This is a genomic window from Methanospirillum lacunae, assembly GCF_003173355.1.
Lineage (GTDB): Archaea > Halobacteriota > Methanomicrobia > Methanomicrobiales > Methanospirillaceae > Methanospirillum > Methanospirillum lacunae.
Map to the genome: position 1 here is coordinate 381,680 of NZ_QGMY01000006.1, position 18,932 is coordinate 400,611.

Sequence of the window (18,932 nt, forward strand, 5' to 3'; positions counted from 1 at the left end):
ACGGAGGAGTATGCAACAGGGGAGGACAGAGAGCGCGGTTAAGATAGAATCGATGTCCCGGTACATCTTTACAGCACCTGGATGGCCAAAATCAATTATCATTCTTGTTCTTCTAGGACTACTCATTGAGGCAATATCATGGCGTCTCTCACCTCAGTACCGCTTCTTTGGATTTTTCTGTTTTATCATACCCGGACTTGTCGCACTCATAACAACCCGGCCTCTGATCACCATGATTGGCAGGCAGATGACGTGGAACCGAAGCGCACTGCTCGCGGTATCATGCACCCTTTTCTCTACGCTCATTACACTGATTGGCCTTATAGCACTCAGGGAATTTCTGGCCCTCATCTTTGCAATAGCACTGGGATTCATCTTTGGGATCAGACTTTTGACCCTAGTTTCCATCGCAGATTACCGGATGAACCGGGTGATACTGCCAGCGCTCATCCAGAGCCTTACCGGTTACGTAGGCGGCCTGTTCATCTTTCCCCAGCCATTTTTGACGCTTGCCCCGATCCTGTTTCTCCTCTTTGGAACAGGGTTTGCCATCCTGATATGGCTTATTGACAGGCCGTTATACCGTGCATTCAGGATCAGGGGGCTTGAGTTTCTTAACGCATTTATTGCACATCTGACAGACGGGTCCCGAAGTATGGAGGATTTCTTCCGCAGGATTGGAGAAGAGGCATTTGTCCCACAGGTGAGTATATTCTTCAGGCGCGAAGGAAAGCAGGACCTCATCTTTACAATTCCAAACGTTCATCCCGGGCCAATGGGGGAGATCGGTGGCGGAAACCTCCCCGCAATACTGCGAGAGCAGTTCGATGAGGAAGTAATGGTAGCACACGGGTGTGCAACCCATGACTTTAATCTCGTCTCTGAGTCAGAGATTCAAAAACTGGTTGATGCCGTCAACAAAACACGAACCCACCTTGAGTATACCGGTGTTGCTTGTAAATCTACCCGGATTATCGAAGGGACAGTCTCACTTCTGTATCAGAGGATCGGAAACGCTCTCCTGATGGTCAGTACACGCTCCCCTGACAAGACTGAAGATCTCGACTTCTGTATCGGTCATTCAATTTTGTGTGAAGGACACCGGATGACCCCTCACATTGGATTTGTTGATGCTCACAACTGCATCGGCGATGAGATCGCATCTATCAGACCCGGAACAAAGACAGCACATGAGTATTTCACTGCTGCATGTCACGCCTTTGATCAGTGGGAGGTAATGCAGACATCTGCTCTCTCGGTGGGATATGCTCACATCCCTCTCCCATATGGACGGACATCAGGCATTGGTGATATTGGCCTTCAGGTTCTGATCATTGAAGTCAGTGGTCAAAAAACTGCATATATTCTCCTTGATGGCAATAATATGGCATCTGGAGCACGTGAGGAAATCAGGGATGAAGTCCTTACCATGGTCAACGAAGCGGAAATTATGACCACTGACACGCATGTCGTGAATACAATATCAGGAAAGAATCCGGTTGGCCTGCGTGTCCCTCCCACTGCACTAATGCCATACATTGACGATGGTGTTATCAAGGCACTTGAGGATCTTTCACCTGCAAAAGCGGCAGGTAGTACCGCCTCATGCGAAGGTGTAGTGATCTTTGGTTCAGACTCTATTGCCCAGCTCGCAAGTATTGTAAATACAATCCTGATTTATGTCATTCCCATCAGTGGGGGAATGCTTCTACTGGCTGTGGTCCTATCAGTTATAGCATACATGGCTCTCTCCTGATTGCCAGGGAGGAAGTGAATATGAACATACATATCCAACTCAGCATGATGATTTGTCAGTCAGGGAGGAGATAATGAGTTATCATCCACCTATATCCATCCTTCCGGCAGGATCTGATCTCGGTGCCTATAAGGCTCAACTCCCGGCATGGAATCTTCTGCTCAGGTCTGCAATGTCAGGAGCGTACATTGGGATGGGGGCAGCTCTGATGGTCGTTGTCACAACCGGTATGGAATTGACACTAGGCTCAGGGATGGTCAGATTCATTGGAGGGGCAGTCTTTCCTCTCGGTGTGATCCTGACTGTCCTGACCGGTGCAGAGCTCTTCACAGGAGATGCAATGCTGGCGCCGCTTGCGGCCTGCAGAAACCAGATATCCTGGCTGATGGTTGTTCGCCTCTGGGGATTGGCGTGGGCAGGAAATTTCATTGGAGCTTTCTTTTTCGCTGCGATTATGACAGCAGGACCTTTGACATTCACTGATTCATCCGGGCTTACCAGCGCAACGGCAGCAGGTATTTCCACAGTAAGCATTGCCACTGTAAAGTGTAGCGTAATGGGACTAGGGGGATTCTTTTCTCTATTCTTAGGCTCTCTTGCTGCCGGATGGCTTGTGAACCTTGGAGTTCTCCTCGCGTTATGTGCTGATGATGTCATAGGGAAAATAGTGGGAATCTGGTTCCCTGTTATGGCAATGATGGCAAGTGGCCTTGATCATGTTGTGACGAACATGTACCTGATCCCTGCAGGGCTTCTAACCGCAGGAGATCTTTCACCACTTCAGGTCGCACAGGTAGGGCCGGGGATTACAAATCTTGGGTGGAGCACCATGTGGAATAACCTGATCCCGGCCTCTCTTGGAAACCTCATCGGTGGTCTGTTCTTCGTAGGACTGTTGTACTGGCTTTCGTTTAAAAAAGAACTTGAGGGGTAAACTGACCCCACATATTCATTCAATATAATCCTCATACCGGTGAACATGGCAACTGACCGGAAATGGGATACCAATCGTTGAGATGATCGCATCACCGCGATCAAGGGTTTGAATCTCCAGATCCAGAACCCGAAGATCATGTTTTGCAGATGATGCAATAGTTTCCCTGTCCTGACGGTCTGCAAGTCCCATGATCACAAATGTATTCATCTGGGCAAGAACACGAGGATCAATATTTTTTGGCTGCTGAGTAACTGCACACAAACCTACACCGAATTTTCTTCCTTCCATTGCTATCTGCCTGAATATTCCAGTCTTCTCTGATTCCATAGAAAGCACCCGCTGTGCTTCTTCAATTGTCAGAAGTACACGGTGCGGTTCATCCTCACCAGCTCGACCAGATTGAACAATATTTTTGTACTTATGCAGTACTGCCCGTGAGATAACAGAGAGGAGGAATAATTCTGCAACCTCACTCATACGGGGAATATCGATCAATACCACCTTGTTTGCCAGAAGGTCTTCAATGATATCAGGGATAGATGACGTAGTTTTGTGCAGAAAGGCAGAGGAGATATCTACAAGAGTTTGAATCTGGCGCTGAACCACCCGGAGTGCGTCAGGGTTTGCACTTCTAACACGCTGGGCAATATCCTGGTGATCACCGATGTGTGCAGTCGTTTTGACATGTGAAGGGAGTGACTCAACGTCTTCGTTCATGAAAAAATCGATTATGTCATGACCAGGGAACGGGGTGAGAAGGTTCATGACTTCACGTTCTGATGGAAGAAGATCAAAGAGAAGTGTCAGATCAGTAATATCCATGTCATCATGGCTGATCAAAAGTTGTTTCATATCAAGTTCAGTCCTGACATTCTCATTCTGAATAGAGAAGACAGAGAGACCTGTATCTGCATCATGGTGATGAAGCAGTCCACGACTCTCATAATCAGAACTCATTCCTGCCGCATACTCCCCATGCGGGTCAATGATAAGAAGCCCAAATAACCGCGCTGAAATAGATGAAGCACAGAAGACCTTCATATAATTACTTTTTCCCATACCGGTAGTGGCAAAAACACCCATGTGTTGTGAGAGAACTTTGGCTGGTATCCGTACCGGAAGTTCAGGGATCGGTTGCTGACCGCTGACGACAAGACCGACCTCGATCTCACCCATAAACCTGTTCAGATAGGTGATATCCTCGGGGGCTAGTGTTCTTACAGGAGAATACCGAGATGGCATAATTCTGGGACGCCTGAAGACCCCATCCACTCCGATACATCCTATCGGGTACGCTGAAATTACCAGCGAAGTATCGTCTAGAGAATCACCAGTACATGACTGCTCATCATGACCAATGCCCGTTATTCGTGCAAAAAAGCGTGCCCGGTTCTGCTGGTCATCAACCACAACCAGATCTCCAATACTCATTGGGGAGGCAGCCGGGGTCCGGAAGACATAATGAAGAACACTGGTACCGGTGAGCCTGTTGTCCAGCAACCTGCCACTGCTCATACGTACTGATACAGGTTCTTCCTGATAAGACCATATGGAATCATCATGGTCCGAGGAAAGGAGAGCAGGTAGATAACAATATTCGTCACATTGTATATCCACGTGAGGGGGCTGTTGCCCGGTTTCCAATATGTCAAGAAGAGTAGCAGAGGCAGTATTTCAAGGGTTGTTCCTGCTTTGTGAGATTAGAGGTGTGCTTCGGGAGACCGCTCCCCACCACCGGTTATCAGCAGATCAGAAGGCAAAAACAGCAAAAACTCTGGAAAAACTTGAGAAACAGATCAATATTCTGAAAGAGGAACTGGTATCATGAACTGTGGTGACGGGATTGACACCAGGCTCATAGAAGAACTCTATATCAACCTGGATCCGATTCAGGCAGGGGGGAGACTTACTGTCGACGCCATGAAGGCAGTTCTCGCATACGGTGACGGGTACTCGGTATGTGATAACTGCGAAAAACCTTTCAGACTGGATTGTATCAAAAAACCACCTCTCGCAAAGTTCCATGACGATCTCGCTACTTTTGTCAACATGGATGTTGCGAGGCTTGTGCCGGGAGCCAGACGCGGATTTCAGGCAGTTGCAGGTACTGTTGTAAACAAAGGAGATCCGGTACTCCTAACAGCCTTTTCGCATTATACCGAATTTCTCTCTGTCGAACAGGCAGGAGGCATTCCCCATGAGGTTCCACCAGATGATTCACAAATAATCACTGCTGATACCGTGGCTGTGAGGATTGAGGAGATCACCCGATCAACCGGGAGACCCCCGTCTCTTCTGTACGTAGAAGAGGTGGATTACCAGTTTGGTAATCTCCATCCAGTACAGGAGATCGTAAAGGTTGCCCACCAGTATGATGTGCCAGTTTTGTGTAACGGAGCATATACAGTTGGGATCATGCCGGTAGATGGGAAAAAGATCGGTGCTGATTTTCTCGTGGGTTCTGGGCACAAAAGCATGGCTGCTCCAGCGCCATCAGGTATGCTTGCCACTACTTCAGAGTGGGCAGATAAACTCTTCAGGACCACACAAGCAAAAGGTGACATCACAGGCAGAACATTTGGAGTCAAGGAAGTCGAGATGATGGGATGCACGCTGATGGGTGTTACATCAGTCGGAATGATGGCTTCATTCCCACATGTCAGGGAGCGAGTAAATCAGTTTGACCAACATCTGAAGCGGTGTAATCAGATTGTTGATGCTCTTTGTTCAATTGATGGCACAAAGGTGATGAGTGAGTACCCGCGCAAACACCCGCTCACCAGGATGAATACAACCGAATCGTTTGATAAGATTGCAAAGACCCACAAGAAGAAAGGATTCTTTTTACTTAGTGCTTTACGTGAGAGGGGAATAACCGGGATCATTGCAGGGTCGACTAAGGTCTGGAAATTTAACCCATACGGGCTCACTGAGGAACAGGCACAATATGTAGGGGATATGTTTGTGGAGATAGCAAAAGAGGATGGATTATCGGTACAGACATAGTTTAGTCTGCGCAAATACCTGGCTTCATTTTTTTAATTTTTAGAGAACTCGGACAGAATTTTTCCGTTCAGTGCGATGACTTTCTCCCGGTTATCCAGAAGTGAGGGTATTATGGATCTCATGTGTAATCGCTCCTCAAGATCTCCAATCAAAGAACTATCTGCTGCGGTTGCAGGTTTTGATGGAACAACACCACAGGAGGTGTTACCTGGATTATTGGTGAAGGTCCCGATTTTTCTCGCTAGCGAAATAATATCTTCTTTATCATATCCAATGAGTGGCCGTAGGACTGGGATAGCCACTGAAGATGATATTGTCACAATATTCTGAAGAGTCTGGGTTGCAACCTGACCGAGATTATCACCGGTCACTATTGCCTGAATTTTCCGCTGTGCTGCAAACGTTTCAGCAAGCATAAGCATTCCACGTTTACAGAGAACACACCGATAACGAGGCTCACAGTCATTCATGAGCAGATCATACAATGGCTGGGCATGGACAATATGCAGGGAAAGGCTGATTCCCGGAACCCATGATGAAAGAGCAGCAAGATTGCGAAGGACATTATCAGTGCAATCACAACCTGCCCATGTACCAGTGTCAATATACAGGAAACTAACCTTTACACCCCGCTTCATCATCATCCAACTTGCAACTGGAGAGTCAATTCCTGCGGATATCAGGGATAGAACAGATCCCTGGGTACCGTATGGCAACCCGCCAGGACCTGGTATCCGGATATCATATGCTAGTCCACCCTCTTTCCGGGCTTCAAGATAAACCTCATAGTCTGGATGAGTGAGATCAACCCGTACTCCAGGTACTGATTCAAGTACTGCTCCACCGGCTTCTGCTCCAAGTTCCTGACTGGTGAAACCTGGAACCTGATCACGCCGTGCTCGGATTGCAAAACTCATTCCCGGTTTTAGATTTCTGGATGCAAGTTTCCCGGCAGCATCACAAAGAGCAGGCAGCGATGAATCAGTCAGAAGAGCAGGGGCAATATCCACTATGCCAAAGATGTGGCTCAGGAGAGGAATCATTGCTTCAGGAGTTTTAGAACAAACAATGATACGACTCCGGTTGTCCACGAGAGAGTATTCGATTTCATGACTTGAAAGAGCCGATCTGATATTGCCGATGAGCACCTTCATGAACTGTCGCCTGACCGGCTCACTCTTCAGAAAGAGTTCGCCAAAGCGGATCATAACAGCGCCGGACTTTCCATTCTCCATTGAATGCTCATACATTGGCGCTACCCGTGTTAGGTAGTTTGTGTCATGAAAAGGCTAATCATCCCGGAGATAAAGAAGATGGTCAGACCCTTTGATCAGGAACAAAGACTATACGATCAGACGGTCAGGTGTACGTAATGGCTCCAAAAAAGAAGAAGGACGCTGCCTCTGCTCAGGATGAAGCGCCGCTGAAGCTCTTTTATATATTCTACAGCCAGGAGCGCTGGGAGAATTGGCTCAAAGCACTCAGCGAGGCTGATTTTGAGGGTAGTGCAGATGATGATGAGATGCCTGAAGGATTTCAGTTGCTCTCAAGTTTTAACCAGGACATCTGTATCGAGGTACTGAAGATTGTAAAACTCTACCAGAACAACCGGTTTACCAAGGAAGAATCTCTTCAACGGATTAGTGACGTGGAAGAGATCGTCTTGAACCAAACTGTTGAAGGGGATCTTGAAGAGGTTATTGCTTCACTTCAGTTCTCAATGCTCGTGCTCTTTGCAGCTACGAGAAAGTTCCTGGAAGGTGGATTTGACGAGGATATCAAAGCACTTGTGAAGAAAGGAAAGTCCATAGATGAAGAGCAGATGGAAGAAATTCTGGAAGTAGCGGCTATCATCGGTGCAAATGTCATCAATGGGAAGTCATGCTGTGGACGTTATATCAAGGAAAGTGATGATCCTGGGATGTTCGATGAATGGCTTATTGAAGTTGAGACCATCAACGAAGCACTAGCAACCCTGAAAAACTTTGACGAGGAAGCAGGCGAAAGTTCGTGATTGCATCACGGGCACGTCTGCGGTATCACAGGCAGCTTGGAAGATTAGTAGGATACCGGTTGCCTGAAGGAGCCTTTCATGGGGCCGTGATTGAGGCATTATTCTCAATCCCCTACGACGGTTTTGATCGCCCCACCCGTGAACAGATTATGGCTTTTTTAAAAGCCTTTGTAAACTGCAAATGCAGAGAAAGCCCGAACTGTGGGTGTCCAGAGCGGAAGTTTGCTATTGAGATCATCGAACTGCGTGAGTCCGGGCTAGATCACCGGCAGATAAGTGAATTCATTTTAGAAGAGTACGGTATAGAGATATATGCTGCTGATATCCTCAGTTATCTCGAAGAATCAGTTCATCTGCTTGAAGCAATCCGGGATGTTGCAGAGCAGACCCAGATTCGCCAGGTTCAGATAAGAACCGAAGATCACATTGAAGCAATAGAAAAAGGGATTCCGATTTTAGGATAGTTATCCCAAAAAAATATTTATCTATTTTTCTTGTCAATTGCCTGCTGCTTGACAAGGTTTCTAATCCGCTCAGCTGTGCTGCCTTTGAAGTCAGTCAGATCCTTCTCTTGGACTGCGGCGACTTCTGATCCGGTTACAGCGATTGCATCAGCAAGGACATGATCCAGTTTTTTTGCCCGCTCCCAACATTCATATGCTTCTTCATTTCTTCCAAGGCCACCTGAGAGGGTGATTGCTTTGAATGCCCAGAGATCCGGATTTGAAGGATATATGGCAAGAGCCTGATCATACCGCTCGACTGCCTCTTCGTATTTTCCCTGATATGAGAGTTGATCAGCCTCAAGAGCCAGTGCATCCGCCTTATTGAGGAGTTCATCCCGTTTGCTCAGGAGCTTTTTGGTGGTATTTTCAGCCATCAGTTCACCTGATTCGCGTATATCATACTTGTCTTGGGAGTATTTGAGAATATGGGGAAAATCCCCAAAAAAATCCATAATTAGGATCTCACTATTTCCTCCCAATCGAGATGGTGCCTTGGTTAGTCAAAACAAATATGCAATTGTAGAACTAAAATCCTGTTCATTATCCTATAACATTCAGATCTCAAATTTTTCCAGGTCTATAAAGATTTTAGAAACTTTTATTCTACTAAAAGAAATGTTCGAATTACATGATACTCTTAACGAAGTAAAAGGCATACCGCATGGTCTTGATAAAACCTTGATTACAGAGGTAAAAGAGAACCAGATAGAAATCAGAAAAAGCCTGATTCAGGCAGGAATTATTAATTTCACATAGTCATATTGACGAATTTTTTTAATCCAGCAAAATGATACTCATATATAATAGTATCATCAAGATCAATTTAAGCTCATGGAGAATAAATACGAGATATCTTCTTCTCTTCAGTCTCTCCTCGATCATGTAGAGGATCAACTGGATACACGGATACATCTTCAACGGAAACAGGATGCTCCAAAGAAAGGCCTTTTACTTGATCAGTATTCGTTTCAATCCGGACGGAATGTCATCGTTTTTTCGAATCAGCAGATCGGAATGCTGAAGGATTTTGTTATTGCACAAAACGCAATAAAACTCCTTCTCAAAGGTATTGCTGCGAAAAACTCAGGATACCGTGTTCTTTCATTTGATGGAAAATCGGCTACGGTGGGAATGGAGCAGATCTACCTTGATGTCCTTAAAGATGAAAAAACCCGGCATCTTGATTTCTGGATCAAAAAGAAACTGATGTTTTATCTGTATATGCTGTTTCACGAGACCTTGAGTGAACTACCTTGGACGTTGATGGCGAACATCGTGGTCTCAAAACTTTGTCCGGTAATGCGCAACGCTCAGGTCTATTTCCTGATGAAAGAGAGTATGCGTGACATGCATGATCTCGTTTCATTCAAGGATTTCATCCCAAGAAGGTACTTTGTCATGCACAACGGCATGTTTTATGGTCGTGATCTTCTGCTTGGTGAAGTGATGAGTGAGATGAAACTCAATCCGATGATCAACATTCCGGAGATGAAGAAGTTCAAGAATCTCAATCTCATGGAGATGCTGACTCACCGGTGGCAGAAGAATCCCTGGTACCAGACAAAACTTGTTGGGGATGCGATGGTAAATATCATCAAAGAACTCAAAGTTGCCCAAACCTGTGAAAACCCAAGAGCAGAAACATACCCAACGATATATAATTTCATAGAGGAGATCACGAACCGCTGGATAAAACTGATGCAGATAGAGAAATATTATTTTTGGGATACAAGTGAACATCAGCAGAACGCCATGAAAATGCAGGAAGAGTACGAGAAGGAAGCGAGGATGAGTATATTTGGGGAAATTTAATTATAGATATAAAGAGATCCCACAATATTTCAATTTTTTTAGTTGACGCTATTTAATAAGTTAATGATAATAAGATCAATAAGAGGGATTTCATACAATCGGTATCATATATACATAAAGTCCGACTCAAGGTGAAGCCACATGAATAATCTAATTATTCAATATATCCATGGAAACCGGCATATAATTGAGATTGGAAAATTAATAACAATTGCGTTATTTGCTCTTTTATCATTTTTTACTACAATATATTTTTTATATTTTAGCCCCTATGCGGGGTTTCGATTTGTATACGTATTTATCCCCCATCTTTACCTAATTCCAATAATTCTTCTGGCCCTCTGGTATCCAAAATCAGGAGTAAAACTGGTTATGGTGATCCTAGCCTCACTTTTTGTATTCTGGGTACTGGCCAATATTTTTGGGTATACCTTTCCTCCACTTTTTGTAATCCTGTATACAGGGATTGATTTGGCTGCATTCGTGGTTTTTTTATTATATGTAAAAGATCAGCGTCTTGTTGAGGCAGTTATTCTAGATCTGCTTGAGCGGAGTACTGATATCGAAGATAAAAACCGGAACAATGTGGGAAATATAAAGGGAGATTTTGATGTAATTATTTCCGCCCTCAATTCACATGATGAAAATATCCGGGAAGAAGCAATATCCGCATTATCATCCCTTAATGATGAAAGGACAATTTTTCCGTTAATTAGAACACTTCAAGACGAAAGTCCATATATCAGGCGATGTGCTGTGGAGGCACTAGGAAAAACTCATTCACCTAAAGCAATAAAGCCACTAATTGAAAAACTTGGCGATGATGATCGATATGTAAGAGAATCTGCTGCTGAAGTTTTAGGTCATTTGGGTAATATTTCCATACCTGAAATGATTAAGCATATTTCTAATCCTGATTGGAGAATAAGGATGGGAATCGCAATTTCCTTTAGATTATCTCCGGATTTACCAGATACAGATATCATAATACGAATGCTTTCAGATGAATCTGTTTATGTCCGTCGTGAAGTGGTAAAGACACTTGGAAGGATTGGAGATAGCAGAATTATGCCCTACCTTATTCAGGCAACAAATGATCCAGATTCTGGAGTTAAGATTCGAGCCATTAGAGCGGTAAAAAAAATTGGAACATCAAAGGAAATTCAACAAGTTCTAATGAGATGTATGAATGATCCAGATAATGCAGTGAGAATATTTGTAAAAGAGGGATAAATAAAATAATTTTACTCGTAACGTACATAGAAATATTGTTGAAACAAAATCGAAATTTCAATATACCCCTACTACTAATAAAAGATTGGGGGTAGTTATGAGGAAAAAAGATGAAGCGTTTAGTGGTCTAGAAGCAGCCATCATCGTTATCGCTTTAGTAGTTGTAGCTGCAGTGTTTGGGATAAGTGTAATGAGTTCTGGTTTTTACGCTTCAGATCAGGCAAAAACTACAACAACTTCAGGATACAAACTGGCATCGTCAACAGTATACATTGAAGGAGGGGTTTATGCTTCCTTGTTAGGAGGAGCAGGAACAAGCCTCGATAAAGTATGGTTTGCAGGGGGAATTCCGGAAACGGGACAGGCACAGGATCTCCGGGATATGATTATTGTATATACACACTCTGTTGATTCGTCGATAGTAAGAGAATATACCTATGGTGGACCAGGAGGAGAAACAGCAACAACATTCGGAGTAGAGGGTGACCCTATTATGCTTCCGGGAGAAAAACGAACATTCCGATTAGCACAAGTAAACGGACCTATACCAGGAGGGTGGTTTACTATTGAAGTGAAACCAAAGAGTGGTGCAGCTACATTCGTAACGTATCATTTACCGGATTCATTCCAAGGGGGATCAGTTCTTACCTAATTTGGATGAATCAGAATTTATTTCATATCATCAATCTTTTTTTGATTCAGATGAACTATACAAGAAGTATTAAAATAATTAAAGAATCTACATTTTGCCTTGAAACTGCTTGGTGTACTTGATGTATGGCGATATATTCTGACCTCCCAACCATGATCTTTTTTCCTTAAAAAAGATTGAGAGACTGTATTTGACAATCGACTATTTTTCCGTCAAATTTCATGTAATCACCCACTTATGGTACAAAACCATCGTGTTAATGGGATCATTATTGGAATGAAAAAATCCTTTTTGTCTTCCTCATCCACGAATCAACCATAACTGTGAAATTTGAGAGCGATGCTATAATGAATCTTGTTGAAATATGTTTCAATTCCGGGATCTCAAACTGGACCAGCGAGACAAATACCTGTGTAATAACTCAAATGATTATTGCCTCGTAACACCTCAGGCCGGTTGATCCAGTCATGAGACCTTTTTATGGTGAAATTATCAGTCAATATGTAACTGATGAGAGTTCGAAGCTGATTATTGAGATTGATACCCCTCGTCTTGTATTTCCAAAAATAACGCAAAAATCAAGATTTCAAACCGTTTATCAACAAGGGAAACGGTATCGATACGAGAGTGTATTTTTTTGGCTTAATTGTATCAGTTTTTAGTTTGATTTCATTTTGGCCTATTCAAACACAACCAGGAACACCTTCATCTTGTTAGTCGCAAAGTTGGGATGAAAATGGCCCACATTTGTGATGCCAGTTATTATTCTTGAACATCTGTTAGCATGAATGATAGACCATGAATCCATATGGTCAATGGATTTATTTTGATCATAAAAAAGAACAGGATAAACGGGATCATTCTATCAAAAGTCATATAACCCCCTTGAAGAATCAAGTGTTGGTTGTAATGCCAACCATTTGGGATGAAGAGGGTAACAGTTTATATGAGGATAATCCAATAAAAGAGTTACCAAAACCTTTATTGCTATTTAAAATAACAATATCATGTTCGGGTGAACCGAACAGGAAGTATAGAAATGAAGAATGAGTCAGCATTTTCAGGCCTTGAAGCAGCAATCGTTCTGATTGCGTTTGTCGTCGTGGCCGCAGTTTTCTCCTACGTTATGCTGGGAGCAGGGTTCTTCGCAACCCAGAAGTCACAGGAAGTTACATATTCAGGTATCAAACAGTCAACATCTAACATCGTCCTTGATGGTCAGTTATATGGTGATGCAAGTGATATTACCTCACTGACACTTTACCTCTCAATTCCTGAAGGCGGCCAGCCACAGAAACTGAGTGATGTGGACTACCTCTGGACTCTGAATGGTGGAGCTGTTACAATTGTAACAGGTACTGACGCAGGTTCTGTTGGTCTTCTACAACCAGGAGACAGAGCAAAGATTACCATTGCACTTGTTGCAGCAAACCGGCCAGGACCGGGATCCAGTTTCACTCTTGAAGTTAAGCCAAAGGTTGGAGCATCCTCACTCATATCCAAGTCGCTTGGCAGTGGATATGCTGGTGGAGTGATTGTTTAATCCTCTCTTTTTTTGATCAATTCAACCATTCATTCGTAATATATGAAGGCAGTGATTCTGCTTTTTGCGTATAGTTCTCTTTTAAATAGTATTATCATTTCCTCCCGTGAACATTTAGGATGTTTAAAATGTTCGCATTTAAAGATAAGGGAAGAATCAATTCATAAAAAAATCTTTGATTAATATACCAACATTATTTCAAAATATTGTATGAATATCCGTGTCCGATTCTACTAACCAGATTATGGAATAAAAATTACTTAATAGTAACAATTTTTCAATTATTATACTCAGCGACAGAAATTCAAATTTTAAATACTCCTAATTTAGCATCCTTTTAATCCTAAATTTCTATAAATTTGAATAAGAGAATGTCATTCAGAATTTACTCTGGCGTTAAGTATAATATGAATCTGTGATTTACTCATTTTCATTTCTAGAAAAAAATAAGATCCACATTGAAAGAAACAAATATTACATATAAGAACAATTACCTGTAATCCTGAAAAAGGGGTTTTTAACATGAAAAAGGAATTAGCATTTTCGGGCCTTGAGGCAGCAATCGTTCTGATTGCGTTTGTCGTCGTGGCTGCAGTTTTCTCCTACGTTATGTTAGGAGCAGGGTTCTTTGCAACCCAGAAGTCTCAAGAAGTAACATACTCAGGAATCAAACAATCAACATCTAACATTGTCCTTGATGGGCAGTTATATGGTGATGCAAGTGATATTACCACCCTTACGCTCTATCTCTCAATTCCTGAAGGTGGTCAGCCCCAGAAACTGAGTGATGTAGATTTTCTCTGGACTCTGAATGGTGGGGCAGTTACAATTGTAACTGGTACTGACGCAAATTCTGTTGGTCTTCTGCAACCAGGAGATAGAGCAAAGATTACCATAGCTCTTGCTGCAGCAAACCGGCCAGGACCGGGATCCAGTTTCACTCTTGAAATCAAACCAAAAGTTGGAGCATCTTCACTCATTTCCAAGTCATTGGGTAGTGGATATGCTGGCGGAGTGATTGTTTAATCCTAATTGTCCTTATCATACCCATTTTTTGTGATGAGAAGTTTGAATAACAAACAGTTTTTTTATACCTTACCTTAAAAAAAGATAATTCAAATTCGGTAGATTTCACGAATAATACTACAAATGGTCTTTTGTCAACCAGACCCTTCATGGTACATACTTAATCTATGGTACAAATCTGATCGCTTAAGGGGGTTATCTCATAAATTGTATAAATTTAACCATATTTTCCAAAATATGATGCTTTTTTTTAATCTTTATCACTTCAACCCAGAGAGAACATATTCAAGTTGTCAATATTTTTTCTAGTATCCCCTTTTTTCTATTTTCTTATTATGGCTACCAAACCTAATACAATAAGTAATCCAAAGAATGTCATTAGAAATGATGATGATGGAGCTGCAAATAAATATTCTGCAACAGTATTCGTATACTTTCCTGAATAGACATCAAGATATCTTTGATATTCCTGATTCGTAGGATTCAAACTAATCGCCTTGTTTAGAGCATCAATCGATTCATTAACATGATCTGTTCTTTTCAAACTTTGCGAATACCAAAACCAACCAACATCATCAGTTGGTTCAAGTTGTACGTATTTATCAAACGAAGTTAATGCCATACTTGCATTTCCAAAAGAACTATATATACGTCCTTTAAAAAACCAGGGTTTTGAATATGAAGGATCTTTTTCAATTGCAGAATCATATGCCATAACCGCGCGGTCATATTGCCGAGTTTTTTCATAAGCCATGCCGAGATTAAACCACGCTGCAGGATCCTCAGGACGTAATGTTGTCACAGTTTGTAGCAAATTTACGGCCTTATCATAATGGGCAAGACCATATTGAACAAGCCCCTGGTAAAAATACGTATCAGGAAAAACTGGATCCAGAAGTAGTGACTGATTAAAATACATATCAGCTTCACTAAGGTTACCTCGTCTAAATGTCACAAGACCTAAATTATAGAGAATCCTCGCATCTTGTGGGGTAGAATTTAACGCTTTTAAAAAGGATACTTCAGCCGAGCTGTATGTTCCATTACTCATTAAAATTAACCCATTAAGATTCCAAGCCGATGCATTTGTCGGATAAAGAGCGAGGTATTCATTTATTTCCGTAAAAGAATCGTTGAAATCACCATTAATGTAATGAGTTTTAGCATCTTGAAGTTGAATATCCGCCTCATTTGCCCAGACTCCATTTCCACATATTATTCCTATACAGAAGAACTGAAGTATGAACAGACTAATCAGATATCGGTAAGACCTCATAGCAGAACATTTGTTCCTCTTTCCAGATAGAGTGAGCGGAATTAAAACGGAACGGTCTATAATGTTAGCGCTCAATACTATGCAAATGAATGTTCGAGAATTATTTAAAAATTCAGATTACATAATCCTCTTTATTCTGGCAAGTCTGTCCTTTTCTATCGCATTTGGCCTCTCATCACCTTCATTACTTGTCAATGATGAATGGATTACTGTTAACCAATTAAACCAACTTGCTACTGGTTCACAACTCATAGAAAATGAAGGAAAGTTTGGTAAAACAATATTTGGAGAAGAATCAGCATATTTTACATCTCGAGGGAATTATCTTGCATATAGTATCTTCCTACCGGTTATATCATTACCTGTATTGTTTCTGATTATAGGGTCCGGGGAATTATTCCGATTAGTTTTCCTAACTCTCTGGTTTTGTTGCAGTATTTGTGCCTTACTCGCATGTATCTGGTTAATTGGTAAATCTGACAAAAAGTTACCGACATATATTCTATGGATAACTATATTCCTATTTTTTGGATTATTTCTTGCAAATCTATATTTCTATCAGCCATTTTCTGCTTCTTTTCAAGACAGTCCCATTGAATCCGCAGCAGTAATCTTCACAAATGAGGTTTTATTCGCTCTAATAGCACCAATGGTTTATTCCATTTTTCGGAACCTTTCATTGGATCGCCAGACAGCGATTATCGGGACTTTATCAGTAATTTGTTGTTCCACATACTTTTTCTGGTCTGCATCCGCAAAAGATCATCTCCTTATCGCATTTTTATTAACCACAATATTCTGGATTTTTTCAAATATCCTAACAAAACCGACAAATTTAAAGTGGTTTGCCCTATTTATTATCTCCGGCCTCTTATGTTGGGCGAGACCAGAATATGGTGTCATTGTCCTGGTAGGACTTTTTATCTGGAAATTTCTTTCCATATTATTATTTCAAAATGGGTCAGTGTGTGTAAATTTCAATAAATTGATACCTCAACTTTTATTAGATATCCTCGGTATTTTCCTAGGATTAACTCCATTTTTCCTAAATAATTTTACCGTGACAGGAAATCCACTAATTCCTCCTCAATATCTCTACATTACTTCAAGTAGGACCGCCATGACTTCAGTGCTTACATCGGGTAATGATGTCATGCAGATCGGTATTGGTTCGAAAGTGATCACTTACATAAGTCAGATATTTAGTTTTTTTACCCCTGATGTAGGAAATATTCTCCAGGACATTTCCGGTCTGCTCTTTTCTCCTACCAATGGAGGAGTTGGCATATTATTTATCTGTCCGATTATTCTCCCGGCCCTATTGTATGGAATTATCAACCACCAACGATATAGATATCAATACTCCCCAAATATCAGACAGATGATCCATTTTTCTACCTTTATCGCTGTTCTTACTTTTATTGCATATATGAGGGTATTACATGGTTCAACTATTAGTGGGGGTAGTCTTCCCGATATGCGATATTTTTCACCAATCTATCTCCCTCTTGGGATTATCTCTGTCCTTCTTCTTTCCCCGATTATCTGCCATCAAGCGGGACGATGGTTAAAATATTTACTGGTATCTGTTCTATTATTCGCTCCGTTACTGGTAATAGGTACAACATTAATTCTTCCTTATGGTATTACATATGATATGTATGGATACTTTTTTATGCGAATTCTAATTGTTCTCCTGATCCTGATATTCGGAATAGCAGTATTGAGTAAAAAGTTCTGGAATTCGGAAAAGGCATTTCCAATACTATTTGGATTGCTGATTATGATCCCAACAGCATTCCAGTTCTTTTATGTCGTGATTTACAGTTATAACAAAACTAATGGTTACTATTTCTGGCAACCAGTATTAGAATTCTTATTTACCAATATTATTATGATAATTCGATAGGAGGGAACGCATTTTATATTATATATTATATGAATAAAAAGGAACTACCGCTAATTCAATCGAACATATCTTTTAATGTTAATATTTTTCAATCAAAATAAATAATTATACAGGTATCAATACATGAGTGTCCTCATAACAACAGGAGAAAGTATTAAGGCATTAACCATAGCCAGAAGCCTTGGGGAAAAAAAGATCTCAATTACAATAGGATCTTCTGAAAATCGTTCAATTTCATCTTTTTCTCGATATTGTCATTCAAATTTTTTATATCCATCACCATCTAATAGTCAAAAATTCATCAGTGCCCTCTCTCATTTTCTAAATCATAACCATCATGATGTATTGATACCAGTACATTCAAAAGATACAATAATTATTTCAAAATATAGAGAAAAACTAGAAAAATATACTACAATACCTCTTGCTTCATATGATACTATGCTCACTCTTAGTGATAAGAGTAAATTACCGAGTATTGCAAAAGAATTAGAAATTAAAATCCCAAAGACTTTTTTACCATCTAGTAATTATCCACTACAAAAAATCTCTGAAATTATTCAATATCCCGTAGTAATTAAATTAAGAAACCGAACAAGTAGTATAGGCCAGACATATGCATATAATGCTGATGATCTATGCCAAAAATATCAAAAGACAATTTTAACATATAATTTAGCCCCAAATGAATATCCGATTATTCAAGAATATATTAACGGAGTAGGCTATGGAGTTTCAATGCTCTATAACAGGGGAGAACTTCGTGCTAAATTTACTCATAAAAGGATTCGTGAATATCCGATAACTGGAGGACCCAGTACATATCGTATCAGTACTAAACATGCGAAAATGGAAAGTATAGCAGAACAACTACTATCACACAACTCATGGCATGGTGTAGCAATGGTTGAATTTAAACTTAATAATGAAGGAGAACCATATTTACTTGAAGTAAATCCTCGATTCTGGGGTTCATTGAATACTGCTGTGCTTTCAGGTGTTGATTTTCCTTATCTACTCTACCAAATGGCAGTTGAAGGTGATACCCCAAGGGTTATGGATTACAATATCAACGTTGTCAGTATGAATTATTGCATTGATACACTCACACGATATAATCTTTTTAAATCTCAAAAATCTTTACATATAATAAAGGATTTTATGGTTTTTCCCTATCATGATGATATTGCTTCCATTAAAGATCCTCTTCCAATAATCAGATTTATGTACCAAGGGTTAATGAAAGGAAAAAGGGTTTAAAC

General features: G+C 41.1%; 17 protein-coding genes. 13 read left to right on the top strand and 4 right to left on the bottom strand.

Annotation, left to right across the window (positions count from 1 at the left end; genetic code table 11):
* Positions 1–10: 10 nt before the first annotated feature.
* Both DK846_RS07670 and DK846_RS07675 read left to right on the top strand, forming a co-directional pair.
* Positions 11–1,756: a DUF2070 family protein gene (locus tag DK846_RS07670; RefSeq protein ID WP_109968330.1), complete on the top strand. Its 1,746-nt coding sequence runs from the start codon at positions 11–13 to the stop codon at positions 1,754–1,756.
* Between the two features lie 73 nt (positions 1,757–1,829).
* Positions 1,830–2,690, top strand: a complete 861-nt coding sequence (locus tag DK846_RS07675) for a formate/nitrite transporter family protein (protein ID WP_109968331.1) — start codon at positions 1,830–1,832, stop codon at positions 2,688–2,690.
* A gap of 15 nt (positions 2,691–2,705) precedes the next feature.
* Here DK846_RS07675 and DK846_RS07680 read toward each other — a convergent pair whose 3' ends face one another.
* The gene (locus DK846_RS07680; protein ID WP_109968332.1) at positions 2,706–4,208 is read right to left on the bottom strand and encodes an ATP-binding protein; all 1,503 of its coding nucleotides are present in this window, start codon (positions 4,206–4,208) and stop codon (positions 2,706–2,708) included.
* A 130-nt stretch (positions 4,209–4,338) separates the two neighbouring features.
* Here DK846_RS07680 and DK846_RS07685 point away from each other — a divergent pair, with 130 nt between their 5' ends.
* Both DK846_RS07685 and pscS read left to right on the top strand, forming a co-directional pair.
* Positions 4,339–4,521, top strand: a complete 183-nt coding sequence (locus DK846_RS07685; RefSeq protein ID WP_109968333.1) for a hypothetical protein — start codon at positions 4,339–4,341, stop codon at positions 4,519–4,521.
* Positions 4,518–5,699, top strand: a complete 1,182-nt coding sequence (pscS, locus tag DK846_RS07690) for an O-phospho-L-seryl-tRNA:Cys-tRNA synthase (RefSeq protein ID WP_109968334.1) — start codon at positions 4,518–4,520, stop codon at positions 5,697–5,699. The genes DK846_RS07685 and pscS overlap by 4 nt, the downstream gene beginning before the upstream one ends.
* Positions 5,700–5,731: 32 nt before the next feature.
* On the opposite strand, the gene thiI is transcribed toward pscS, so the two are convergent.
* Positions 5,732–6,949, bottom strand: a complete 1,218-nt coding sequence (thiI, locus tag DK846_RS07695; protein WP_245926495.1) for a tRNA uracil 4-sulfurtransferase ThiI — start codon at positions 6,947–6,949, stop codon at positions 5,732–5,734.
* A gap of 122 nt (positions 6,950–7,071) precedes the next feature.
* Here thiI and DK846_RS07700 point away from each other — a divergent pair, with 122 nt between their 5' ends.
* Entirely contained in the window at positions 7,072–7,713 is a 642-nt protein-coding gene (locus tag DK846_RS07700) for a DUF2150 family protein (protein ID WP_109968335.1), read from the top strand.
* Positions 7,710–8,177, top strand: coding sequence for a DUF5814 domain-containing protein (locus tag DK846_RS07705; protein ID WP_109968336.1), 468 nt, complete (start codon positions 7,710–7,712; stop codon positions 8,175–8,177). The genes DK846_RS07700 and DK846_RS07705 overlap by 4 nt, the downstream gene beginning before the upstream one ends.
* A 17-nt stretch (positions 8,178–8,194) precedes the next feature.
* Here the strand turns inward: DK846_RS07705 and DK846_RS07710 are convergent, their stop codons facing one another.
* Complete coding sequence (locus tag DK846_RS07710) at positions 8,195–8,593, bottom strand: tetratricopeptide repeat protein (RefSeq protein WP_181391674.1); 399 nt, start codon at positions 8,591–8,593, stop codon at positions 8,195–8,197.
* A gap of 457 nt (positions 8,594–9,050) precedes the next feature.
* Here DK846_RS07710 and DK846_RS07715 point away from each other — a divergent pair, with 457 nt between their 5' ends.
* The 5 genes from DK846_RS07715 (at position 9,051) to DK846_RS07740 (ending at position 14,485) form a co-directional block, all read left to right on the top strand.
* Positions 9,051–10,031 carry a hypothetical protein gene (locus DK846_RS07715; protein ID WP_109968338.1) on the top strand — a complete coding sequence of 327 codons (981 nt, stop codon included), beginning with the start codon at positions 9,051–9,053 and terminating at the stop codon, positions 10,029–10,031.
* Between the two features lie 141 nt (positions 10,032–10,172).
* The gene (locus DK846_RS07720; RefSeq protein ID WP_109968339.1) at positions 10,173–11,264 is read left to right on the top strand and encodes a HEAT repeat domain-containing protein; all 1,092 of its coding nucleotides are present in this window, start codon (positions 10,173–10,175) and stop codon (positions 11,262–11,264) included.
* A gap of 97 nt (positions 11,265–11,361) precedes the next feature.
* Complete coding sequence (locus DK846_RS07725) at positions 11,362–11,916, top strand: archaellin/type IV pilin N-terminal domain-containing protein (protein ID WP_109968340.1); 555 nt, start codon at positions 11,362–11,364, stop codon at positions 11,914–11,916.
* A gap of 1,039 nt (positions 11,917–12,955) precedes the next feature.
* On the top strand, positions 12,956–13,459 hold the full coding sequence (locus DK846_RS07735) for an archaellin/type IV pilin N-terminal domain-containing protein (protein WP_109968342.1): 504 nt from the start codon (positions 12,956–12,958) through the stop codon (positions 13,457–13,459).
* 522 nt (positions 13,460–13,981) lie between these two features.
* Positions 13,982–14,485, top strand: coding sequence for an archaellin/type IV pilin N-terminal domain-containing protein (locus tag DK846_RS07740; RefSeq protein WP_109968343.1), 504 nt, complete (start codon positions 13,982–13,984; stop codon positions 14,483–14,485).
* A gap of 322 nt (positions 14,486–14,807) precedes the next feature.
* On the opposite strand, the gene DK846_RS07745 is transcribed toward DK846_RS07740, so the two are convergent.
* Entirely contained in the window at positions 14,808–15,761 is a 954-nt protein-coding gene (locus DK846_RS07745) for a tetratricopeptide repeat protein (protein ID WP_109968344.1), read from the bottom strand.
* Positions 15,762–16,881: 1,120 nt separating this feature from the next.
* On the opposite strand from DK846_RS07745, the gene DK846_RS17450 reads away from it, so the two are divergent.
* Together DK846_RS17450 and DK846_RS07755 are read left to right on the top strand one after the other, a co-directional pair.
* Entirely contained in the window at positions 16,882–17,670 is a 789-nt protein-coding gene (locus DK846_RS17450; protein ID WP_146201173.1) for a hypothetical protein, read from the top strand.
* A gap of 123 nt (positions 17,671–17,793) precedes the next feature.
* Positions 17,794–18,930, top strand: coding sequence for a carboxylate--amine ligase (locus DK846_RS07755; protein ID WP_109968346.1), 1,137 nt, complete (start codon positions 17,794–17,796; stop codon positions 18,928–18,930).
* The last annotated feature ends 2 nt before the right edge of the window (positions 18,931–18,932 follow it).